This is a genomic window from Kribbella jejuensis (genome assembly GCF_006715085.1).
In the GTDB taxonomy this organism is placed as follows: Bacteria; Actinomycetota; Actinomycetes; order Propionibacteriales; family Kribbellaceae; genus Kribbella; species Kribbella jejuensis.
Window position 1 is genome coordinate 1,154,426 of record NZ_VFMM01000001.1, and the last position, 21,763, is coordinate 1,176,188.

Annotated in this window: 21 protein-coding genes; 5 read left to right on the forward strand and 16 right to left on the reverse strand. The window is 69.9% G+C overall.

Annotated elements, in window-relative coordinates; genetic code table 11:
- Positions 1–70: 70 nt before the first annotated feature.
- The 4 genes from FB475_RS05565 to FB475_RS05580 are packed head-to-tail and all read right to left on the reverse strand — an operon-like array spanning position 71 to position 3,470.
- Complete coding sequence (locus tag FB475_RS05565) at positions 71–730, reverse strand: (2Fe-2S)-binding protein (protein ID WP_141853144.1); 660 nt, start codon at positions 728–730, stop codon at positions 71–73.
- Positions 727–1,500, reverse strand: coding sequence for an ABC transporter ATP-binding protein (locus FB475_RS05570; protein ID WP_141853145.1), 774 nt, complete (start codon positions 1,498–1,500; stop codon positions 727–729). The genes FB475_RS05565 and FB475_RS05570 overlap by 4 nt, the downstream gene beginning before the upstream one ends.
- A 3-nt stretch (positions 1,501–1,503) precedes the next feature.
- Positions 1,504–2,532: a FecCD family ABC transporter permease gene (locus FB475_RS05575; RefSeq protein WP_141853147.1), complete on the reverse strand. Its 1,029-nt coding sequence runs from the start codon at positions 2,530–2,532 to the stop codon at positions 1,504–1,506.
- A complete protein-coding gene (locus FB475_RS05580; RefSeq protein ID WP_202878396.1) occupies positions 2,529–3,470 on the reverse strand; it encodes a FecCD family ABC transporter permease in 942 nt (313 codons plus the stop codon). Before FB475_RS05580 ends, FB475_RS05575 begins: the two co-directional genes overlap by 4 nt.
- 212 nt (positions 3,471–3,682) lie before the next feature.
- Between FB475_RS05580 and FB475_RS05585 the strand changes: the two genes are divergently transcribed.
- Together FB475_RS05585 and FB475_RS05590 are read left to right on the forward strand one after the other, a co-directional pair.
- Positions 3,683–4,684, forward strand: a complete 1,002-nt coding sequence (locus FB475_RS05585; RefSeq protein ID WP_238331980.1) for an ABC transporter substrate-binding protein — start codon at positions 3,683–3,685, stop codon at positions 4,682–4,684.
- A gap of 24 nt (positions 4,685–4,708) precedes the next feature.
- Positions 4,709–5,341 carry a hypothetical protein gene (locus tag FB475_RS05590; RefSeq protein ID WP_141853151.1) on the forward strand — a complete coding sequence of 211 codons (633 nt, stop codon included), beginning with the start codon at positions 4,709–4,711 and terminating at the stop codon, positions 5,339–5,341.
- Positions 5,342–5,452: 111 nt separating this feature from the next.
- On the opposite strand, the gene FB475_RS05595 is transcribed toward FB475_RS05590, so the two are convergent.
- The 6 genes from FB475_RS05595 to FB475_RS05620 all read right to left on the reverse strand — a co-directional run bounded on the left by FB475_RS05595 (position 5,453) and on the right by FB475_RS05620 (position 10,441).
- The gene (locus FB475_RS05595; RefSeq protein ID WP_141853153.1) at positions 5,453–6,364 is read right to left on the reverse strand and encodes an alpha/beta hydrolase; all 912 of its coding nucleotides are present in this window, start codon (positions 6,362–6,364) and stop codon (positions 5,453–5,455) included.
- 32 nt (positions 6,365–6,396) lie between these two features.
- A complete protein-coding gene (locus tag FB475_RS05600) occupies positions 6,397–6,987 on the reverse strand; it encodes a TetR/AcrR family transcriptional regulator (RefSeq protein ID WP_141853155.1) in 591 nt (196 codons plus the stop codon).
- Entirely contained in the window at positions 6,984–7,667 is a 684-nt protein-coding gene (locus tag FB475_RS05605) for a class III extradiol dioxygenase subunit B-like domain-containing protein (RefSeq protein WP_141853157.1), read from the reverse strand. The genes FB475_RS05600 and FB475_RS05605 overlap by 4 nt, the downstream gene beginning before the upstream one ends.
- Positions 7,668–7,669: 2 nt before the next feature.
- On the reverse strand, positions 7,670–8,395 hold the full coding sequence (locus FB475_RS05610) for a pyrimidine reductase family protein (RefSeq protein ID WP_141853159.1): 726 nt from the start codon (positions 8,393–8,395) through the stop codon (positions 7,670–7,672).
- Entirely contained in the window at positions 8,395–9,270 is an 876-nt protein-coding gene (gene folP / locus FB475_RS05615; protein ID WP_185759088.1) for a dihydropteroate synthase, read from the reverse strand. Before folP ends, FB475_RS05610 begins: the two co-directional genes overlap by 1 nt.
- A 391-nt stretch (positions 9,271–9,661) precedes the next feature.
- The gene (locus tag FB475_RS05620) at positions 9,662–10,441 is read right to left on the reverse strand and encodes a GAF and ANTAR domain-containing protein (RefSeq protein WP_238331981.1); all 780 of its coding nucleotides are present in this window, start codon (positions 10,439–10,441) and stop codon (positions 9,662–9,664) included.
- A 188-nt stretch (positions 10,442–10,629) separates the two neighbouring features.
- Here FB475_RS05620 and FB475_RS05625 point away from each other — a divergent pair, with 188 nt between their 5' ends.
- Genes FB475_RS05625 through FB475_RS05635 form a run of 3 tightly spaced genes read left to right on the forward strand, consistent with a single transcriptional unit; the run spans position 10,630 to position 13,651 of the window.
- Positions 10,630–11,943 (forward strand): L-fuconate dehydratase, encoded by a 1,314-nt coding sequence (locus FB475_RS05625; protein WP_141853163.1) that lies wholly within the window; start codon positions 10,630–10,632, stop codon positions 11,941–11,943.
- A complete protein-coding gene (locus FB475_RS05630) occupies positions 11,940–12,692 on the forward strand; it encodes an SDR family NAD(P)-dependent oxidoreductase (RefSeq protein WP_141853164.1) in 753 nt (250 codons plus the stop codon). Before FB475_RS05625 ends, FB475_RS05630 begins: the two co-directional genes overlap by 4 nt.
- Positions 12,689–13,651: an aldo/keto reductase gene (locus tag FB475_RS05635; RefSeq protein WP_141853166.1), complete on the forward strand. Its 963-nt coding sequence runs from the start codon at positions 12,689–12,691 to the stop codon at positions 13,649–13,651. The genes FB475_RS05630 and FB475_RS05635 overlap by 4 nt, the downstream gene beginning before the upstream one ends.
- Here FB475_RS05635 and FB475_RS38045 read toward each other — a convergent pair.
- From FB475_RS38045 to FB475_RS05665, 6 genes are all read right to left on the reverse strand, one after another.
- Positions 13,641–15,164 (reverse strand): PucR family transcriptional regulator, encoded by a 1,524-nt coding sequence (locus tag FB475_RS38045; protein ID WP_202878263.1) that lies wholly within the window; start codon positions 15,162–15,164, stop codon positions 13,641–13,643. The genes FB475_RS05635 and FB475_RS38045 overlap by 11 nt on opposite strands.
- Positions 15,161–16,231, reverse strand: coding sequence for a DUF917 domain-containing protein (locus tag FB475_RS05645; protein ID WP_141853168.1), 1,071 nt, complete (start codon positions 16,229–16,231; stop codon positions 15,161–15,163). The genes FB475_RS38045 and FB475_RS05645 overlap by 4 nt, the downstream gene beginning before the upstream one ends.
- A 168-nt stretch (positions 16,232–16,399) precedes the next feature.
- Positions 16,400–17,530 (reverse strand): DUF917 domain-containing protein, encoded by a 1,131-nt coding sequence (locus FB475_RS05650; RefSeq protein WP_141853170.1) that lies wholly within the window; start codon positions 17,528–17,530, stop codon positions 16,400–16,402.
- Positions 17,527–18,600, reverse strand: coding sequence for a DUF917 domain-containing protein (locus FB475_RS05655; RefSeq protein ID WP_141853172.1), 1,074 nt, complete (start codon positions 18,598–18,600; stop codon positions 17,527–17,529). The genes FB475_RS05650 and FB475_RS05655 overlap by 4 nt, the downstream gene beginning before the upstream one ends.
- On the reverse strand, positions 18,597–20,168 hold the full coding sequence (locus FB475_RS05660) for a hydantoinase/oxoprolinase N-terminal domain-containing protein (protein WP_141853174.1): 1,572 nt from the start codon (positions 20,166–20,168) through the stop codon (positions 18,597–18,599). The genes FB475_RS05655 and FB475_RS05660 overlap by 4 nt, the downstream gene beginning before the upstream one ends.
- A gap of 14 nt (positions 20,169–20,182) precedes the next feature.
- The gene (locus FB475_RS05665) at positions 20,183–21,532 is read right to left on the reverse strand and encodes a purine-cytosine permease family protein (RefSeq protein ID WP_141853176.1); all 1,350 of its coding nucleotides are present in this window, start codon (positions 21,530–21,532) and stop codon (positions 20,183–20,185) included.
- Between the last annotated feature and the right edge of the window lie 231 nt (positions 21,533–21,763).

A 21,763-nucleotide genomic window follows, 5' to 3' on the forward strand; every position in this document is an offset into this window, starting at 1 on the left:
CCATGCTTCCCGCCGCCACCGACAGAAATCGGGCGGATGAGCCACCCTTGGATTCCGCTCTGGGCGAACATCAACGAAAGCGCGGACAAGTGGTGCACGCCGTCACGTTCGGAAGCACGTAGAAGTAGCAACACGAGGTACGCAGCTTCTGCTCCAGAGACACCCCGAACGCCTCCGCCGCGCGCTCGACCAGCTCCCCGCCTTTCACCAACCGCAGCGCGGCCCGCACCTCGTCCTCCACCGCGCCGAACCGCTGCAACGACCCGAGCTTCACCCCGGGCCGGTAGGAGTTCAGGAACGCGTTGACGTGCGCCGCATGCTGCGCGGCCGCAACCTCGACCGGAACGACCCGATCGGACAGCAGCGCCACCTCAGCCGGGTAGTGAGCCACAGGATGCCGCTTGAACGCCAGCGCAGCAGGAGAAACCTCCGGCGAGAACCCGGTCGCTGCAGAGCTGACTGCGGCAACGAGAGACGGCACCTGTACGTACCACATCAGCGTGAACATCGCCGCGACCTGCACAGGCGGCTCGATCGCATAGTCCCGCGCGTAGTCAGCCGCGGCCGCGGCACGCCAGGCCGACGTCGGATCGCCACCCGCCTGCTGCTCCGCGATGAGCTGAGAACACGAGACCCACTCCGGCCCCGGAAACGAGTCCGCCGTACGCACGGACAACCAGCTGACCGAGTCAGCCAGCACGTCCGCCAGGCGGCCAACGGTGTAGCTCACCCGGCCAGCCTACGATCCGGTACGACGACCGGTGCGCCACCGACCTCCACCACGGTGGCCTTCAACCCGAACACCTCATCCAGCAAGTCAGCCGTGAGTACGTCGACCGGACGGCCTTCCGCAGCGATCCGCCCCTCCCCCATCACGACCAAGTGGTCGGCGTACTGCGCGGCCAGTGTCAGGTCGTGCAACACCGTGACGACTGTCCGGCCTGTCGTGGCAGCCCCGTGCACCACGTTCATCACGTCAACAGCATGTGCCAGGTCCAAGTACGTCGTGGGCTCGTCGAGAAGCAGGTGCTGCGTCCCCTGCGCCAGCACCATCGCGATCCACACCCGCTGCCGCTGTCCACCGGACAGCTGATCCACCGGACGCTCCCGCAACTCCGTCAACTCAACAGCGCGCAGGGCCTCCTCAATGGCGGCGTCGTCCTCAGCGGTAAGCCGTCCGAACAGCCCGCGATGCGGATGGCGTCCACGAGACACCAGTTCGGCCGCGGTGATCCCTTCTGGAGTCACGGGTCCCTGCGGCAGCACACCGAGCCTTCTCGCGAGCTCCCGCGCCGGCAGTTGGTGGATGTCCTTGCCGTCCAGCAGCACCTGTCCGCTCCGCGGTGTGAGCAGTCTGCTCATCCCGCGCAGCAGGGTGGACTTGCCGGACCCGTTCGGTCCTACCACTGCAGTCAGCTGTCCAGTAGGAACCTCCAGTGTCAGCCCGTCCACGACAGGCGTCGCAGCGTCGTACGCGAGGGTCAGGTTCTCGACGTGCACGGTTCAGCGTCCCTTCTGCTGACGACCGATGAGATGAAGCAGGTACGGCGCTCCGCAGGCAGCCGTGACCACACCGACTGGCAACTCGTACGGGCCGACGTGGGCCCAGTGCAACCCGTTGCGCGCCAACAGATCTGCCAGGACCACGAAGAGCGCGCCCAGCAGCGCAGTGGTCAGCAAGGGCGGCCGCTCCATCCGGGTGAGCCGCTGTGCGACCTGGGGCGCCACCAGTGCGACAAAGGCGATCGGCCCTGCGCCAGCTGTTGCCATGGCGGCCAGCACTGTGGCGATCACCAGCAGTGCCAGCCTGATCCGCGCCACCCGGACGCCGAGCGACGACGCCACGTCGTCACCGAGGACGAGCGCGGACAGGTCGCGGTTGAACATCATTGCCACCGGCAACAGCAGGACGACCGCGATCAGTACCGGGATCGCGTCGCTCCAGGCCCGCGCGTTGAGCGATCCGGCCAGCCAGGCGGCCGCGCGGCCCGCGTCGTTCACGTCACCGATCACGAGCAACCACGCGACCAACGAGTTCGCCGCCGCAGCGACCCCGACTCCGATCAGCACCACCTTGCCAGCGTCCACGACTCCACGCTGGACCGACAGCGCGCCGACGACGAGCGTCGCCAGCAACCCGCCGAGTACTGCTGCCAGTGGGATGCCGACCTTCGCCGCGAAGCCGGAGATGTTGCCGCCGCCGGTGCCCGCGAGCACGATCACCGCGACGGCGCCCGCGGAGGCGCCCGAGTTGACGCCGACGATGTCGGGACTGGCCAGCGGGTTGCGTGACAGCGTCTGCAACAACGCGCCGGAGACGGCGAACGCGATCCCCACCAGCAGACCGGTCGCCACCCGCGGCAGGCGGAGTTCGAGGACGACGAGCCGGGTACCACGCCGGCCGCCGCCGAGCAGTACTTCGATCACGTCCGCGACCGGGAGTTTCGTCGTACCGACGCTCAACGACACCAGGGCGACGACGATCGCCAGCGCGGCGAACAGGATGCTGAGGGCAACGGTTCGCGATCTCACAGGGCCACCGCCCGGCGGCGTACGACGAGGACGAAGAGCGGGGCGCCGACGATGCCGAGCACCACGCCGGCCTGTACTTCGCCGGCGCCGCCGACGAGCCGGCCGACGAGATCCGCGAGTACCAGCGCGGTCGCGCCGATCACGCCCGCCGCGGGGATCAGCCAGGTGTTGCGGGCGCCGAAGATCCGCCGCGCGACGTGCCCGGACAGCAAGCCCAGGAACCCGATCGGACCACACGCCGCGACACCGGCGGCGGTCAGCAGCCCGATCGCTCCCAGACCGACCAGGCGCGCCCGACGTACCGACAACCCGAGGCCGGCCGCGACGTCGTCGCCGAGGGCGAGCAGGTCGAGGTCTCGGGCGTTGACCGCGGCGAGCAGCAGGCCGAGTACGGCGAACGGGAGTACCTGACCGGCCACGTCCAGGCCGCGGCCCGCGACCGAACCGACTGCCCAGAAGCGGTAACTGTCCAGGGTGTTCGCGTCGAGCAGGACGATCGCGGACGTCAACGCACCGAGCATCGCCGCCACGGCCGCACCTGTCAGCGCCAGCCCGACCGGGGACGCGCCGCTGCCGCGCGAGGCCAGCTGCTGGACGGCGAAGGTCGCGATGAGCGCTCCGATCAGCGCAACCCATACGGTCGACGAGACGGAGTCGACCAGGCCCAACTGCAGCCCGAGCACCACGGCGAACGCGGCACCTGAGCTCACGCCGAAGATGCCCGGCTCAGCCAGCGCATTCCGGGTATGCCCTTGCATCAACGTGCCGGCCACGCCGAGACAGCCCCCGATCAGCACGGCGACTACAGTCCGCGGCAACCGCAGACTACGAACAATCACGCCGGCATCAGAACCGTTGTTCGCGACCAACGCATGCCACAACGCACCGGGGCCCAACCAACGCGAGCCCAGTACGAGGCTTGCGGTGAACGCCAGCATTAGCACCACGGCGAGAGCAAGCAGAACCACGGCGCGCCGTGTGACCAGGTGGGAGGGCGAGGGCGGACGCGCCGGGTTCGCCGGTCCGGCTGCCGGGTTTGGGGGCGGCGGCGCGGGGGGTTGTGTTGAGGGCGGGGGCATAGGTTAGGTTTGCCTTACTTCGAGGTGGAGAGCCACCTTAACCTGCCACTCGTGCCGATCTGGAGACACCCGTGCGCCTGCCCCGCATCGCCGCCCTGTTCGCCATCACCGTCAGCACCGTCAGCATCGCTACCGTCAGCCTGACGGCGTGCGGTTCGTCCGGAGCCGACGACGACCCGGCCGCCGCCGGCTCGGCGGGCGCGGGCTTCCCGCGGACGGTCGAGCACGCGATGGGCAAGACCGAGATCAAGACCAAGCCGAAGCGGGTGGTCGCGCTCGACACCAGCTACGTGGACGCGACGCTGGCCCTGGACACGCAGGTCGTCGGGTACACCGACTACCGGACCATCAACGGGCAGCTCCCGGACTACCTCGGCGACGAGCGGAAGACGTACGGCGCCGAGGCCGAGTCGGTCGGCACGCTGGCCGAACCGAACCTGGAGAAGATCGCCGCGCTGAACCCGGACCTGATCATCACCGCGAAGGTCCGGCACGAGAAGCTGTACGACCAGCTGTCCGCGATCGCGCCGACGATCATGTCCGAGACGACCGGCGCGACCTGGAAGGACAACATTCGGCTGGAGGCCAAGGCGCTCGGCCAGGAGGACCTCGCGGAGAAGGAGATCTCGGCGTACGAGCAGGCCGCGAAGACCGTCGGCGACGCGATCAACGCGAAGGCGAACCACCCGACGATCTCGGTGGTCCGGTTCGTCGACGGGCCGACCCGGCTGTACCAGAACGCCAGCTACTCCGGGATCGTGCTGAAGGACGCCGGCCTGAAGCGGCCGAAGTCCCAGGACGTCAACGGGTTCGCGCTGGAGATCAGCCCGGAGCGGATCAAGGACGCCGACGCCGACGCGATCTTCGTCACGACGTACGCCGACGAGAAGGGGCTGAGCGCGAAGACGGCCGCCCAGTTCAAGGCGAACCCGCTGTGGAAGCCGCTCGCCGCGAAGGTGCACGACGTACCGGACCTCACCTGGATGACGGCGGTCGGTCTGCAGGGCGCGTGGTCGATCCTGAACGACCTGGCCAAGACCTTCGGCGTGCCCGCACCCGTCAAGCCCGCCTGAGCCCGCGCAGGTAGGGTCGGGCGCATGACGGCTCTCACGCGGTGGCACGTCGGTCCGTGGACGACGCGGGGGACGCGGCCGGGTGAGACGCCGGTGCCCGGGCGGCGGCGGACGACCGATGAGCTGAACTTCGACGTCGTCGGGCTGGCGCGGATCCTGGGCCGGCGGCTGTCCGGGCGGGACGAACTGCAGGTCCGCCTGTGGCAGAACGAGCTCCGTCCGACCCACACCCGCCGGTGCGGCGTCCACACGCTCGCCGACCCGGCGAACGCGCAACTCCTGCACGAAACCGCCCAGGAAGCCCTTGCCTGGCTGGCCGAACGCGCGCCTGCCGGCTACGAGTTCGTCCTCACCGACGCCGTCGAACTGCGTCCGCTCCTCGACCTGACCGCAGACGTCGTCGCCGTCGAAGCCGTCGTACAACTGACCGACGTACCACTCCCGGCCGCCCGCCTGGCAACAGCACATGTACGCCCCGGCTGGTACGCCGGTGATGCGGTGTGCAACTGGTCCGGCCCACACACCACGTCAGACGAAGCAATAGCCGCAGTACAAGCAGCCCGCTCCGAACTGGTCGACCAGCTAACCGCGGCGGGCCACGCAGCCCTCGCAGCGACAGCAGACCGCTGGCCGGCAGTACCAGTCGAGCACGCGTAGCCGCCCTACCGCTCCGCGGCACGAGCTGCTCGCCGGTCCCCGTGCCGTGGGCCGGGCGGCTCCTGCTCTGCTTCTCGCCCGCCGGCCGCGCGGAGCGCGGCCGGCGGGCGGTCAGTTGGAGCCGGTGGCGGTGCCTGCGGGCGCCGCGGCCAGGTTGGCGTGGAGGAACCCGATCTCAGCTTCGACCACCTGTTCGTGGGCGTTGGTGAAGGGGGCGTAGTGGTTGCCGGGGACCTGGAGGACCGCGGCCTTGGGGGTGGTGGCGGCCGCTTTCAGGGTGGGGGCTACCAGGGCTGACTTGTCGTCCTGGCAGACGACGTACAGGATCGGGCAGCGGGCGTCCGGGGCGTACTTGGCTGGACGGTAGAGCGCTGCGGGAAGGACTGAGCGGGCGGCGATCGCCTGCTGCCAGTCGGGGTAGCGGTTGTCGGGGCTCAGGATGTCGCTGCCGAGCTGGGCGTCCGGGGTGTTGAGGAGCGCTACCGTGCCGGTGGGGCCGGCCAGGTCAACCAGGCGCGGCGGACGGTTGAACCAGCTGCCCACGACGTCGAGCAGTGAGCGGCCGAGCAGCCGTACGGCGATGCCGGACGACTGGTAGCGCGAGGCGTGGCGCGTGACAGTAGGCCCGTCGACGTTGGCCGACTGGGCGATCGCCGCCGAGAGGCCGAGGTCTTCGGACGCGAGCTGGACGATGTAACCGCCGGGCAGCGAGAACGCCCAGATCGCGACCCGCTCGACACCGGGCAGCGTCTTCGCGTACGCGATCGCCGCCCGCCAGTCGTCCAGCTGGTCACGGACCCGCGCGACCTGCCGCGGCTCACCGGCACTCTCGCCGAAGTGCCGGTGGTCGAACGCCAGCACGCTGAATCCGGCCGCGGCGAACCGCTCCGCGAACCGATCCGTCCCCGGCTCCTTCGTGACTCCGAAGCCGCCGGTCATCACCACGCAGCCACCGTTGGTCCCCGGGTAGTGCCAGGCCGCGCACGAAACGCCGGAACTCGTGAAGTACACCTTGTCGCGCATGACAGAAGTGAACCACGTGGTTCGCAAACTGTCTACGTCTGTTCCTCGCGCTCCAACGCCCTGGTCAGCGCCGCGAACCCCGCCTCGATCCCGGCGGCGTCGCCACTGGTCCGCCACTCGATCAGGAAGCCGCGCAGCGTGCCGAGGATCAGCTCTGCCACCTCGGTACGGCGCTGTTCGTCCCAGTCGTCCGGGCACATCGCGAGCAACGTCGGCAGGTACTGGCGCGACGCCGACCGCGCGAGATCGGCGTACCGCGCGGCGTCGTACATGGCCAGGCCGATCGCCTGGTCGAGTACCCACGACTCCTCGCCGATCAGCGTCGGCCACATCGACCGAACCCGCGCGGCCAGCGAGCCGCCCTGCTCGGCCGCGGCGGTGACGGCGCGGGTGATGCGACGGTCGCGCAGTTGCAGGACCGCCTGTGTCAGCAGGTCTTCCGGGCCGTCGAAGTGGTACAGCAGCACCTTGTGCGTCGTACCGGCCGCCCGGGCCGCGCGCCGCAGCGAGAAGTCGACCAGCCCGTTCTGCCCGAGGTCGTCGGCGACCTTGTCGAGCAGTTCCCGCCGCCGGGCCTCACCCCGCGGCGACTTCGCCGACCGCCGGTACCCTGCGTCGGTCATGTGAAGCTCGCGACGAAGTAGCCGACTCCGTACGGCGCTGCTTCGTAGGTGAGGTCGCCGTTCAGCGCGGTGTTCTCCAGGGCTCCCGCGAGGACCTGCCAGGGGGCGCGGCCGGCGGCTTGGAGTTCGGTTGCCAGCTGTGGGTCGAGGGCTTGGAGTACGTCGAGATCCTTGTGCTGGAAGGCGTTTGCGACGGTGGTGTCGAAGATCTCGGCGCGCGGGTGCAGGTGCACTGGAGAGTGCTCGCTGCGCCGGGCTGATCCGTCACCCATCACCAGCAGTCCGATCCTTTCGTTGCTGCTGGCAATCTCCCGTCCCAGCCGCACGCAGTCCGCCGGCGCCGCATCAACCGCCACCGCCCGGTACGTCCGCGGCAGCCGAGCCGCCTTCGTCTGCTCGAGCAACCAACCCCCAACCGCCAAAGACAACGGAAGCACCGCAGGCCCCACCCCGATCCGCACCTGCGGTGCGCCATAAGCCCCAAAACCGCCACCGGCCGAGGCGTCGTAGGTGCCTTCAGCTCCAGAGCCGACGACGAGGATGTGGGTTGTTTCGGCCAGGTGGTTGATCGCGGTCAGGCAGGCGGTTCGGAGGTCGGCCAGGTCGGGGGCGGCGCCGGTGGCTACTTCGGGGACGAGGAGGGGTGGGTGGGGGCAGACCGCGGCGGCGGTGACGGGCACGGTCAGGCCTCTCGGACGTAGCGGAAGAACAGGTAGTCGTCCGACGCGGCCAGCGTCGACTTGAGCTGGAGTTGGCGGGTGATGGTGGACGGCACACCGGCGGTGATCCGCCCGGCGCCGGGCCCGGCCAGGAGCGGCGCGAGGGTGAGGGACAGCTCGTCCACGAGGTCGGCAGCGGTCAGTGAACCGAGCAGATGCGGTCCGCCCTCGGAGAGCACCTGCGTCATCCCGCGCGCGCTGAACTCGTCGACGGCCGCCTGTAGATCGACCTCCGCGTCCCCCACCACCAGCACCTCGGCGACCTCCGCGAGCGCCTCGCGGCGATCGGGCGGCGACGCGGCGTGCGTCACCAGGATCGGCCGTACGGCGGACTTGAACACCGGGTTCACCGGGCTCAGCTCGAGCCGCGACGACACGATCGCCAGCGTCGGGTTCTCCGCGAGCCCCGCCCCGAGCCGCCACGAGCGAGCCGCCCCGGACAGCTTCAGCGGGTTGTACCCCTCCTCGCGGATCGTCCCGGCCCCGACCAGCACGACGTCCGCGAGCCGCCGGATCATGCTGAACACCCGGCTGTCCGAGTCGCTGGTCAGCGCCTTCGACAGCCCGTCGATCTCGACCGCGCCGTCCAGGCTGGTGACGAAGTTCGCCCGCAGGTGCGGCACGGACCGGTCCGGGACCTCGTACAGCGCGATCAGTTCGTCGTCGGACAGCTCGTCGAGTTGTTGCATCAGGCAAGGCTCCTTCGGGTTCCGGCAGGTTGCGCGGCGCCACGCAGTACGGCAACGAAATCGAGCGCCTGCCGGGCCGCCGGTACGTCGTGTACCCGGACAACGCGGGCGCCCAACCAGGCAGAGACAGTCAGCGCGGCGAGCGTCCCGTTGCCGCGCTGACCCGGCGGCAGTTCGAGGGTCTCGCCAATGAAATCCTTGTTCGACACGGCCACCAGGACTGGCCAGCCGGTGCCGGCGAGTTCGTCGAGGCGGCGGGTCAGCTCGAGCGACTGCAGCGTGTTCTTGCCGAAGTCGTGCGTCGGGTCGATCAGGATCCCATCCCGCCGGACACCGGCCGCGACCGCGCGGTCCGCGAGCGCGGTCGTCGTACGGATCACGTCCGCGACCACGTCGTCGTAGGCCATCCGGTGTGGATCGGTGCGCGGCGAGAGGCCGCCGACGTGGCTGCAGACCAGTCCGGTACCGAATTCGGCGGCCGCGTTCACCAGGTCGGGATCCGCGCCGGCCCAGGTGTCGTTGATCAGATCCGCGCCGGCCTCGGCGACCCGGCGCGCGACGCCGCTGCGGTAGGTGTCGACGCTGATCACCAGCTCCGGATGCCGGGCGCGGATCCCGGCGACGAAGTCCACGGTCCGGCGGAGTTCCTCGGTCTCGCTGACGGGTTCGCCGTACCCGGCCTTGACGCCGCCGATGTCGACCAGGTCGGCCCCTTCGCCGGCCGCCTTGTCGATCGCCGCGTACGCCGCGTCGGTCGCGTAGGTCGCGCCGCGGTCGAAGAACGAGTCCGGCGTCCGGTTGATGATCGCCATCAGCGCGAACTCGCCGGCACCGAACGACCGCTTGCCGAGGCGGAGAATTCCGTCGTCTGCCACGGCTCCGACTCTACGTGGCCCAGGCCCTCGGGCTGAGACGGGTACTTGTCTCCGGCACGCATTCCTGCTTATCTTGGCTCCAGGTTGGGAGAACAGCCTGTGGCGCAGGATTTCGCGCCGGCACGCTGTGTGGCGATCCAAGTGATCAGATGACCCTCCCGAACTCATCTCATCCAGATCGCTCCGTCGCGGGCGTCGAATGGTTGCGCCCGGCAACAAGTATTGCCATCCCGGCCGGGCGGTTGTCGCGCGGCCCCACCGGCCGGGATCAGTAACGGGTACGTCGGCGCTCGGTTGTGTGCGGCCAGAACGGCGGGCCGGGTCACAGCCGGGGCACGACGGGTCACCGACGGTGGTACACGAGCTGACGCCGGGGCGTGCACGGGGAGGGTCACGCCCTGGCGTCACTACCGTCGGGAGGGTGCTGCGGACCAGTTTCGAAGGACCGGCTGTCAACAGGGGGGCGTCCGGTCAGGCGTGCGATCAGGTCCGCGGCTACATCCCGTAGCTTGCGGTTGTTGTTCTGCGAATGCCGGCGCAGCAGCTCGAAGGCCGTCCGCGCGTCACAGCGCTGCTGACTCATCAACACGCCCAGCGCTTGGTCGATGACCGATCGCGATGCCAGCGCCTGTTCGAGCTGGGCACCCAGTTCGGACTGCTGCACTGTGCGGGCGGCCAGCGCGAGCGTCGTCGCCGCCTGCTCGGCGTAGGCGGCCGCCCGCTCGCGATCGGCCTCGCTGAACGTGTCCGGCCGGTCGTAGCCGTACAGGTTCAGCACGCCGATCGTCCGGCCGTCGACCACCAGCGGGAAGGCCAATGACGCCTTCACGCCGAGCTTCCGTGCCGCCGCGGCGTACGAGTCCCACCGCTCGTCCCGCGCCTGGTCCGGGACGTCGACCACGGCTCCGGTGGCGAGGGCCTCCAGACAGGGCCCTTCGCCGAGGCTGTACTGCTGCTCGTCGATCACGGCCGCCCGCGCGTCGCTGGCCACCAGCGTCACCAGCTGGCCGTCGTACCGGGTGGTGATCCCGCAGGAGGCCGGCGGTTCGACGATCTTCGCGGCGACGTCCGCGACCTTGGCCAGCAACTCCTCCAGATCGGGCCCGGACATCAGCAGCGAGTGCACCGAGCTCAGCGCATCGGTGAACGGCACCCGCTCCGCATCGGCCACTCCCCCACCTCGATCCGCGCACGCGACACCTGCGCCGCCCCAGACCGACGATCGCGCAACCGCCCGGCAACTTCAGCGTACGCCGGAACGCCCGGTGACGCGGGACGCCGCCGCCGACTGCCCAAATCACCCCATATCCTATAGGATCTCGTCCAACATCCCGCCCACCGCTGCAGAACGGCTCCCGCATGGCACGCTTCACCGAGTTCGAGACGTACGACGTCCGCTTCCCCACGTCGTTGCACCTGGACGGCTCCGATGCGATGAACACCGACCCGGACTACTCCGCGGCGTACGTCATCCTGCGCACCGACGCCGGTGACGGGCTGGAGGGGCACGGGTTCGCGTTCACGATCGGCCGCGGCAACGACGTCGAGACGACCGCGATCGAGGCGCTGCGGCACCACGTGCTCGGCCTCGACCTGGACGCCACCCTCGGTGACCTCGGCGGGTTCTGGAAGTCGCTCGTGCACGACTCGCAGCTGCGCTGGCTCGGTCCCGAGAAGGGGGTCATGCACATGGCGATCGGCGCGGTCGTGAACGCGGTGTGGGACCTGGCCGCCAAGCGGGCCGGCGTACCGCTGTGGAAGCTGCTCTCGGACCTGACCCCGGAGCAGATCGTCGACCTCGTCGACTTCCGGTACCTGACCGACGCGCTGACCCCGGACGAGGCGCTGGACATCCTGCGCAAGGCGGAGGCCGGGCGCGCCGAACGCGAGGCGATACTGCGCGAGCGCGGGTATCCGGCGTACACCACGACCCCGGGCTGGCTCGGGTACGACGACGCGAAACTGGTCCGGCTCTGCCGCGAGGCGGTCGCGGACGGGTTCACCCAGATCAAGCTGAAGGTCGGCGCGAACCTCGACGACGACATCCGCCGGATGCGGCTGGCCCGTGAGGCGGTCGGCCCGGACATCCGGATCGCGATCGACGCCAACCAGCGCTGGGACGTCCCGGAGGCGATCCGCTGGATCGAGGCGCTGGCGCCGTACGACGTCTGGTGGGTCGAGGAACCGACCAGCCCGGACGACATCCTCGGGCACGCCGCGATCGCCCGGGCGATCGCGCCGATCCGGGTCGCGACCGGTGAACACGTACAGAACCGGGTCGTGTTCAAGCAGCTGCTGCAGGCGCAGGCGCTGTCCTTCCTGCAGATCGACTCCGCCCGGGTGGCGGGTGTCAACGAGAACATCGCGAACCTGCTGCTGGCGGCCAAGTTCGGCGTACCGGTGTGCCCACACGCGGGTGGGGTAGGACTGTGTGAGCTGGTCCAGCACCTGTCGATGTTCGACTACGTTGCGGTCAGTGGATCGATGGACGACCGGGTGATCGAGTTCGTGGACCACCTGCACGAGCACTTCCTGGATCCGGTGACGATCCGGGACGGGCACTACGTGGCACCGGTACGGCCCGGGTTCGGCGCGGAGCTGGATGCCGAGACGCTGACCGATTTCCGGTACCCGGGTGGCAAGATCTGGACCGACCTCAAGGAGAACTCGTGAACGATTTCGACGGCCTGCGGGCTGTTGTCACCGGCGGTGCGTCCGGGATCGGGCTGGCCGCGGCCCGGCAGCTGGCGTCCCGCGGTGCCCAGGTGGTCGTGTTCGACCTGAAGCCCGAGGTCGACGAGCCGCTGACCGGGATCGCCGCCGACGTCACCGACGACGCCTCGATCAAGGCCGCGGTCGCCGCGGCCGCGCTGCAGCTCGGCGGGATCGACATCCTGGTGAACAACGCCGGCATCGGGGCGCAGGGTGACGTCAGCGCGAACGACGACGACGAATGGCACCGGGTGCTGGACGTGAACGTGGTCGGCGTCGCGCGGGTGACCCGGGCCGCGCTGCCGTACCTGCGGAAGTCGGCCGCGGCCGCGATCGTCAACACCTGCTCGATCGCCGCCACCGCGGGCCTGCCGAACCGTGCGGTGTACTCGGCCAGCAAGGGCGCGGTGCTCGCGCTGACGATGGCGATGGCCGCGGATCACGTACGCGAAGGGATCCGGGTGAACTGCGTCAACCCCGGTACGGCGGACACGCCGTGGGTCGGCCGCCTGCTCGACGTGGCGGCCGATCCGGCGGCGGAACGGGCCGCGCTCGAGGCCCGGCAGCCGATGGGCCGGCTGGTGTCGGCGGACGAGGTCGCCGCGGCGATCGCGTACCTGGCGAGCCCGCTGTCGGGTTCGACGACCGGGACGGCGCTCGCGGTCGACGGCGGGATGCAGAACCTGCGGCTGCCGGCGGTGAAATCGTGAAACTCTTTCCGGAAGGTCAGCGGGTCGGCCTCGGCGGTGCGCCGCTGGGCAACCTGCTCGGCGAGGTGCACGAGGGCGACGCGATCGCGACCGTGAACGCCGCCTGGGACGAGGGCTGGCGGTACTTCGACACCGCGCCGCACTACGGGCTCGGTCTCGCGGAGGAGCGGCTCGGGCTCGGGTTGCGCGGCAAGCCGCGGGACGAGTACGTGCTCTCGAGCAAGGTCGGACGCATCATCTACGAGGCGTCCGATGCTGCTGTCGACGACGAGGGTTTCGAGGTCAGTACGACGCGGCGGCGGCGCTGGGACTTCTCGCGGGACGGCGTACTGCAGAGCATCGAGGACTCGCTGCGGCGGATCGGGACGGACCGGCTGGACGTCGTGTACGTGCACGATCCGGACGACCACTACGAGGAGGCGGTCGCGACCGCGTTCCCGACGCTGATCGAGCTCCGCGACCAGGGCGTGATCGGGGCGATCGGCTCCGGTATGAACCAGACGGCGATGCTGACCCGGTTCGTCCAGGAGATCGACATCGACGTGATCATGCTGGCCGGGCGGTACTCGCTGATCGATCCTGATGCGCTGGACGACGTACTGCCCGCCTGCCTGCAGAACGACGTCCAGGTAGTTGCCGTCGGCATCTTCAACTCCGGCCTCCTCTCCCAGCCCCGCCCGGCCGCCGGCGCCACCTTCAACTACGAGCCGGCCGCGCAACCCCTCGTCGACAAGGCCAACAAGATCGCCGACATCTGCGAGTCCCACAACACCACCCTCCCCGCCGCCGCCCTGGCCTTCCCCCTGGCCCACCCAGCAGTCGCGGGCATCGCCGTCGGCTGCCGCACTGCCGACGAGGTCCACACCAACGCCACCCTCTCCCGAACCGAAGTCCCCCCCGCGGTCTGGTCCGACCTCAAGTCAGCCGGCCTACTAAGGGACGACGCACCTACTCCGTAGAGGTTGTGCGGGAGGCCAGGTGGAGGGCTAGGCGTTCGTCTGGGTTTGTGAGATCTACGCCGAGGAGGTGCTGGATCTTGGCTATGCGGGCTGATGCTGTGTTGCGGTGGATGCCTAGTACTGCGGCTGTTTCGGCCAAGGACGACTCTGTGTCCAGGTAGACGGCCAGGGTGGTGACCAGGTCGCCCGGTTGGTCCTTGATGGGGGCCAGGAGCGCCCGGGCGGCCGGCTGGAACGTGTCGGTGCGGGTCCACGCGAGCAGCAGTTGCGCCAGCCCCAGGCGGTCCACATGGAGGAAACGGCCTGTCTCGGCACGACCCCGCGCCAGGCCGGCGGCGTCGCCTGCTTCTGCGAGGGTGGTGGCGATGCCGCTCGGTCCGGGCTGGACCCGACCTACACCGACATACGTGTCCACCGTCACGAGACGACGCTGCACCCGGCGGATCGCGGCTGCTTGTTGCTGTACTTCGGTCGCGGTCGGCTCGCGTACCGCGGTGATCCACGCCGACCACCCATCGCCCTGCTCGACCACGACCGCCCGCAGACCCTCCGCGTCGAACGCCTCCACCACGTCGGTACGCCGGCCCGCGACGTCCACCTGCCCGTCCGCACCGATCCGGATCCCGGTATGCCAGCCGTCGAGCTGCCAGCCGAGGTCCACGGCCCGTCTCCTGGCCGCCTCGGACGGCTCGCCGTGCAACAGCTCCCCGAGGAGCGACGTACGCTGCCGCGCGTCCCGCTCCAGCTCGAGCCTGCGGAGCGCCAACCGCTCTCCCACAGCCGGTGCGACGACGGTCAGCACCTCGGGTACGGCGGCCACCTCAGCCGGAACCACATCGGGCAACCGCGCCACCAGCCAGCAGACAGGTCCCACGCTGAGGACCGCAACCGCCAGCAGCACAGCCCCGCTCGCAAGATCCACCCGGTACGGCGCCGCCCACGCCACAGGCACCTGCGGCACCGCAGCCACCAACGCCGCCCGGTCCTCCGGCTCCAGCGGATCACCCGCCAGCGTGCCACCGTCAGCACCCGCCAGCGTCACCGGACGATCCAGTACGGCGGACGTTGTCCGTAGTACCGACGGCAAATCACCACCGGCCCGCCTGAGCGCAGCCACGGCTCGCAGCACCAGGTCCGACCGTAGTACCTCGGGCTCGGCCGTCACGCGCCGCAGATACTCGTGCGCAGCCAGCGGATCCGGGCACCCCAGTACGGGCAACTGCAACCGCTCCGCCAGCAGCTCGGCCCCACGCCCCAACGGCTCAGTCCCCGCCAACAGCAAAGCCCCCGCGCCCGCAGCCGCCGCCCGACTGATCAGCGCATCCACTCGCCAGTCCCGATGGTCCTCGACCACCAAGACCACCAACACCCGCCCTGCCAACCCCTCAGGCTGAGCCCCCACCCCCAACACCACGAACGAACCGGTGATCCCAGCAGGGTGCTGCGCTGGTCCGGCCAGCACCACCACGTCTCGCCAGCCGGGGGACGTGAGCATGGCGCCCAGGGTGGTCACGAGGCCTCCAGGAGTTGAGGATTGCAGGAGAGGCCGAAGGCTTCTGGGGAAACGTGGTGGAGGCGGTCCGGGTGGTTCCACCAGGTGGGGGCCGGGAGGGCTACGACTACTACCTCGTCGCCGGTGCGAATGGCGTCCACCGCGATGGGCTGAAGAGTACGGCGATCCAACACACAGAGGAGGTCAGGTGTGCTGACCGCGGGCGCACCGTCGACGAGCGCCAGCAAGTACTCGTTCTCGGTCTCGATGCGGATGACTGTTCGGTCGGCGGAGTCGACCACGCACAGGCTCCCGCGACCGAACGCCGCACCGCCGTCCGCGATCACGTGCCGGGCGACCTCCTCCACCCGCCCGCTCCCCAGTAACCGCCCGCCCAACCCGTCAGCAACCTCAGAAGGTCCGGCACCAGGCTCCAACGCTGCATGTGCCCGACCAAGCCCGAGCGCTCGCGTAAGGCTCCCCTCGACAGCGTCGACCGCCGCAGCCTCAACCGGAGTCGGCGCCAACGCGAGCACCGCCCACCCGCCGGTGTGCGCCACGAAACTCCGAACGGCACGCTCCAACCCACCGGCATCGACGTTGTCGACCACGATCACCTGCCCGCTCGGCTCGCTCAGCGCACACGGCGTGAGCGACCGGCCGGCCACTGCCCACGAGAACTGGTCCAGGCGCGGCAACGCCCGTCCCATCAGATCCGCGTCGACCACCGGCAACCCGAGATCGAGCGCAGCGATCAACGGCGTCAGCCCGTTCAGCCCGCCGGCCTCGAGCGACATCAGCCCGGTCACCTCTGTACCGGTCCACCGGCTGACCGCCCGTACCGCCGCCTCGAACTCACCGCCGCTCGGAAGCTTCTCCATCAACACGCTGGTCGCGCCAACGACCCCGATCGGGCTCACCGACACACCGGGCAGGTCCGATGCATCCCGCAGTACCAACTCCCCCGCCCCGAGCCGCCGCCGCAACATCCGCCCGAACGCGCCCGTATCGCCCCCGCCACCGGAGCCGAGCAACGTGACCCCTGTGACTAGCGCCCCCAGATCCCGCTCCCGGACCACCGTGCTCATGGCTCGATCCTCCCACCGCGGACCTCCACCACTCATCAACTGCACCGAACCAGCCACGCCGCGCTTCCCCTGAGCGTGGCTCGGGGCCGCGCCTCGAGGTTAGTGAGTGCTGGAAGTCCGGGTGGAACCCCGGCCCGCCGCGGAGGGGTCAGCACGGCGGGCCGAGGGTCAGGGGGCGAGGGAGGTTGCGACGCCGGCGGGCGTCTCGGCCCGGTCCTCGACCGGGTTGAACTCGACGTCCAGCCCGAAGCAGGACGGGCCGAAGACGGCCAGCGCCTCGGGCGTTCGCATCAGGGCCGGGGTCGAGATACCCACGACCGTGACGCGTTGGCCGTAGCGCAGGCCCTCGGTGGTGATCGGCTCCGCGGTATCGCCCTCCAGTACGCAGATCAGGTCCGGCACCGTGCACACCACCTCGCCGTCGACCTCCGCGACCAGGTTCTCGTTCTGGAAGCGCAGCTCCAGCTCGGACGTCCCGTCGTACGACGTGAACCGCGCCCGCCCGCGCGCGAAGCCCTCGAGGGTACGGCGTTCCACGTCGACGACCTTCCCGCGGAACAGCACCCGCAGGTGGCTGTACAGCGTCGGCGCCAACGCGTCCCTGATCGCCTCGACCGGATCCGCGTGCACGGCCCGCGCCTCGCGGACGGCCCGTCCGATCGACAGCCCGAGCGACAGCGTCCGCGGTACGGCGGTCCGCTTCACCTCCGCGCCCGTCATCGAGTACTCCGCGATGTGCGCGACCCCGCCCAGCCGGATCGTGATCCCGCGCGCCAGCCACTCCATCTGCTTGTTGTCCGTACCGGTGTCGATCACCACGGTCTCGTCGTGCTCGCCCGCGATCGCCATCGGCGACCCCGGTACGCCGTACACCGAGAACGTCTCCATCTGCAGTTCGGGGAACGCCCGGCCCATCCCGTCCGCGTCGACCACCGGCAGACCGGTGCGCGCGGCAACGAGCAGCGGGATCATCGAGTTGATGCCGCCGCATTCGATCGGCATGGTCGCGTCGGCGTGCCGGCCGAGGTGTTTCTCCAGCGCCCGCAGCGCTCCGACGGGTTCGCTGCCGCGCGGGATCTTCTCCACGATCACGGTCGGCGCGCCCATCTGCGCGGTCGGGATCACGAACGCGTCGTCCGCGAGCTCGTCCGGATCGACTACGGTCACCGGCCCGTGCTCGCGGATCGCCTGTTCGACGAGCAGCCGCCCGATCAACGGGTCGCCACCACCGCCGGTGCCGAGGATCGCCGCACCGCGGGCGAGATCCCTCAGGTGCTCGATTCCGAGCTGCCAACTCATACCGTCTCCAGCGCGCGGATCGGGTCGAGGTCGTAGCCGAAGTACCGGGGGCCGACCAGCTCGATGCCTTCCGGTGAGTGCCAGCGTTCGTCGGCGGGTGCGGCGAGCACGCTGACTCGATGGCCGTACCGCAGGGCCTCGGTGGTGATCGGTTCGCCGGACTCGGTGTCGAGCACGATGATCAGGTCCGGTGTGGTGGCAACCGCCGTACCGTCGAGCTCCGCGACGAGGTGCTCGTTCTGGAAGCGCAGCACCATCAACCGCCCGTGCGACGCGTCCAGCCCGTCGACGGCGGCGTCACCGCGGGCGAAGCCGGTCGTCGTACGGCGTTGTACGTCGACCACCTTGCCGACGTGCAGCAGCCGCCCGCCGAGTTCGTCCACCACGGCCGCGACCGGATCGGTGTGCGCACGCTGGGCCTTCTCGATCGCCCGGCCGATCGTGACGCACTTGCTGAGCGTGCCGGCGACGAACGACTCGCGGACCTCGGCGCCGGTCATCGCGTAGAGCGAGACGATCGCGGAACAGCCCATGTCGACCGTCGCGGAGCGGGCCAGGCGTTCGGCCCACGCGTTGGTGACCGTGTCGAAGACGCCGCGGTTGCCCTTCTCGTCGACGATCGACATCGGCGTCGCCTCGATCCCGGCGAGTGTCGGCAGCACCATCTGCAACTCGGGGAACGCCCGGCCCATCCCGTCGCCGTCCACCAGGGGCAGCCCGAGTTGTGCGGCGGCGATCACCGGTACGGTCGAGTTCACACCACCGGCCTCGATACAGGCCAGGTGGGTCGGCGTCTTCCCGACGTACTTCGCCAGCGTCTGCACCGCGACCGAGATCTGGTCGGCCGACGGCAACTTCTCCACCATCACCGTTGGTGCGCCCATCATCGCGACCGGCAGTACGCAGGCGTCGTCCGGAAGGTCGCCGACGGCAACGATCTCGACCGCGCCGTGCTCCTTCAACGCCTCCTGCGCCAACAACCGCCCGATATGCGGATCACCGCCCCCGCCAGTCCCCAGCACCGCAGCCCCACGCGCCAGCGCACCCAGATCCTCAGCCCTGAGTTTCATCGGGTCTCCCCCAGCCGCAGGTCGCCGACCGCCTTGCAGCGGATGCGGGTGGCATTGCCGGGCAGGTACGGGATCGGGACCTCGTCGAAGTCGACGATCCGGACCGCGGCCGGGTCGGCGCCGGCGGCGACCGCGCGGTCGACGGCCTCCTGGCGCGCCTCGTCGACCACCGCGTCCCGGCGGCCCGGGTCGATCGCGTACACCCGGTCGACCTCGCCGCCGACCTGGGCGATCGCCGCGCCGATCGCGTTCGCGACCGCGAAGTTCTCCGGCCGGTGCACGGCGAGACTGCCGGGCAGGTCGTCCGGCAGCAGGATCGACCCGCCGCCGACCGCCACCACCGGCAGCGGGTCCGGCGACGTACGCATCCGCTCGACCGCGTCCGCGATGTCAGCGGCTACCCGGGCGAGCGCGGCCTTCACCAGCGTGGGATCGAGATCGGCGACGGCGTCCGCGGACCCCACGTCGGCCCGGCCGGCGGCGACCGCGATGTCGGTCGCGGTCAACGTCCGGCCGCCGAAGACCAGCGCCTCCTCGGTCAACCGGTACCCGACCGAGCGCGGCCCGACCGTCACCTGGGCGTTGTCCGAGGCAACCAGACTGCCGCCGCCGATGCCGATGCTGAGGACGTCGGGCATCCGGAAGTTCGTCCGGACACCGGCCACGTCGACCTCGGTCGTCGCCTCCCGCGGGAAGCCGTGGGTGAGCACGCCGACGTCGCTCGTGGTACCGCCGACGTCGACCACCGCGCAGGTGTCGAGGCCGGACAGCAGCGCCGCCCCGCGCATCGAGTTGGTCGGACCGGACGCGAACGTGGCGACCGGGTACCGGCGGGCGAAGTCGACGTCCATCAGCGTGCCGTCGTTCTGGCTCAAGTAGAGCGGCGCGGAGATGCCATGACCCGCAACCGCGCCGGCAAGCCCGTCGACGATCGACGCCGCGAGTTCGCGCAGCGCGGCGTTGATGATGGTCGCGTTCTCGCGCTCGAGCAGACCGATCCGGCCGATCTCGTGGGACAGCGAGATCGCCACGTCGTCACCGAGCTCATCGCGCAGGATCTCCGCCGCACGCAGCTCGAACTCGTTGCTGACCGGCGAGAACACCGACGAGATCGCCACCGACCGTACGCCGTGCCGCACCATGTCGGCGGCGTGCCGGCGGAGCTCGTCCTCGTCCAGCTCGGCGATGTGCCGGCCGTCGAACTCATGCCCGCCGTGCGCCAGGTAGCTCCGCCCGTTGATCGCCTCGACGAGCCGCTCCGGCCAGTCCACCAGCGGCGGCAGCGAGGCCGTCGCCGGGAGACCGAGCCGCAGCGCGGCGGTCGGGGCGAGCCGCCGGGCCTCGATCAGAGCGTTGATGAAGTGCGTGGTGCCGATCATCACGGCCTGCACCTGGGCCGGGTCGAAGGATCGCTCCGCCTGCAGCCGGTCCAGGGTGTCGATGATGCCGGCCGTCACGTCCGCACTGGTCGCGGACTTGTTCGCCGCCAGCACATTGACGTCGGCACCCTCGCCGTCCAGCAGCACGGCGTCGGTGTTGGTGCCACCGACATCGATACCTATACGCATTCGGGGTTTTCCCTTCAGTTGGTCGCAGGTAGGGCGTTCACGTCGGGGGTGGTTTCGGCTTCCATCGTGTGGCTGGTGCCGATGCCGCGGATCAGGCCGAGTCTCCCTGCGACGACGTACGCCAGGAAGCCGACGACCAGGGAGTTGATGCTCGGCAGGCCCCAGGCGACGTACTTGCCGATCAGGGCGGCGCCGACCCAGATCACGATCGTCGCCGGTACCCAGGTCGGCGCCGTCGCGGGCAGCGTGCCGCCGGCGCGGGAGGCGTCCAGGTCGGGGCGCCAGCGCTTCACCACGAAGTACTCCGCGACCATGATGCCGGCGATCGGCGGGAACGCGACGCCGAGCACGATCAGGAACTGGGTGAACTTGTCCAGGATCCCGCCGGCCGCGAGCACGCTGCCGAGGACGCCCACCACCAGCGTCACCGCCGCCCGATTGACCCGCCGGCCGAAGACCGTACCGATGAAGTTCACCACACCGAGGCCGGAGCTGTAGAGGTTCCAGTCGTTGATCTTGATCGTGCCGAGAATGATCACCAGGGTGCCGACCCAGCCGACCGACGAGGTGACGATCGTGATGACGTTGGCCGAGCCAACGGCATGCGCGAGCAGTACGCCGACCAGTCCGATCACGTACTCGCCGAGCGTGATCCCGAGGACGGTCTGTTTGACGACGTCACCGACGCTACGGTTGTAGCGGGTCATGTCCGGGGTGATCACCGCGCCGACGATGAAGCCGCCGGCGACGAGCGTCGTACCGGCGAGCATGCTGAGGTGCGGACCCGGCGGCGCCGAGCTGACCAGCGAACCGAGGCTGTGGTCGGACAGTTCGCTGATGATCGACCAGCCGACCAGCAGCAGGAACGCCGGGACGGTCACGTACGCGACCCACGCCATCGAGTGGAAGCCGCGCAGTACGACGAGCGTGACGGCCAGACCGAAGACGAGCGACCAGCCCCACGTCGGGAGGACGCCGATCAACTGGCTGAGGCCGGCCGCCGAGACCGCGGACTGAATGCCGAACCACCCGATCAGGCTGATCCCGATCGCCAGCCCGATCAGCGAGGACCCGGCCTGGCCGAACCCGGTCCAGCGGGCGATCACCGACGTCTGCAGCCCTTCGCGGGCGCCGATCACGCCGATCAGGATCGCGACCAGTTCGAGGATCACCGCGCCCAGCGTGAGCGCCCAGAACGCATGCCAGAAGCTCATCCCGAACCCGAGCGTCGCACCGAGCAGGAACTGGCTGAGCGCCGAGATCTGCCCGAACCGCTGCGTCGCGACGGACCACCAGGAGTACCGCGCATGTTCGGGGACGCGGGCGAGTGCGTAGTCGTCAGCACCTACAGAAGAACCGGCCATCGGGACCTCCAGCTCTGGGATTTCACCGAACGTACGACTGCCGACGGCCCACCTCACCGTCCAGTGTGCACACCCGCCGCCTGCCGACTGTGCATCTCGCCCAGCTCTGTACTGTTGTCGCGATCCCCGGACGCATACACAACTGCGGAGCGCGACTGCCTCGCCTACTCGGCGTACTCACTGTGGTCGCCGGAGTGTTCGCGATGCACGGCCTCACGTCCCACCACTAAG

Bases quoted from the DNA above. Each gene is read 5' to 3' on its own strand.
- FB475_RS05600 (WP_141853155.1), bottom strand. From the start codon at position 6,987: ATGACCGACGCAGGGTACCGGCGGTCGGCGAAGTCGCCGCGGGGTGAG.
- FB475_RS05660 (WP_141853174.1), bottom strand. From the start codon at position 20,168: ATGCGTATAGGTATCGATGTCGGTGGCACCAACACCGACGCCGTGCTG.
- FB475_RS05610 (WP_141853159.1), bottom strand. From the start codon at position 8,395: ATGCAACAACTCGACGAGCTGTCCGACGACGAACTGATCGCGCTGTAC.
- FB475_RS05625 (WP_141853163.1), top strand. From the start codon at position 10,630: ATGGCACGCTTCACCGAGTTCGAGACGTACGACGTCCGCTTCCCCACG.
- FB475_RS05665 (WP_141853176.1), bottom strand. From the start codon at position 21,532: ATGGCCGGTTCTTCTGTAGGTGCTGACGACTACGCACTCGCCCGCGTC.
- FB475_RS05655 (WP_141853172.1), bottom strand. From the start codon at position 18,600: ATGAAACTCAGGGCTGAGGATCTGGGTGCGCTGGCGCGTGGGGCTGCG.
- FB475_RS05590 (WP_141853151.1), top strand. From the start codon at position 4,709: ATGACGGCTCTCACGCGGTGGCACGTCGGTCCGTGGACGACGCGGGGG.
- FB475_RS05595 (WP_141853153.1), bottom strand. From the start codon at position 6,364: ATGCGCGACAAGGTGTACTTCACGAGTTCCGGCGTTTCGTGCGCGGCC.
- FB475_RS05580 (WP_202878396.1), bottom strand. From the start codon at position 3,470: ATGCTGGCGTTCACCGCAAGCCTCGTACTGGGCTCGCGTTGGTTGGGC.
- FB475_RS05645 (WP_141853168.1), bottom strand. From the start codon at position 16,231: ATGAGCACGGTGGTCCGGGAGCGGGATCTGGGGGCGCTAGTCACAGGG.
- FB475_RS05650 (WP_141853170.1), bottom strand. From the start codon at position 17,530: ATGAGTTGGCAGCTCGGAATCGAGCACCTGAGGGATCTCGCCCGCGGT.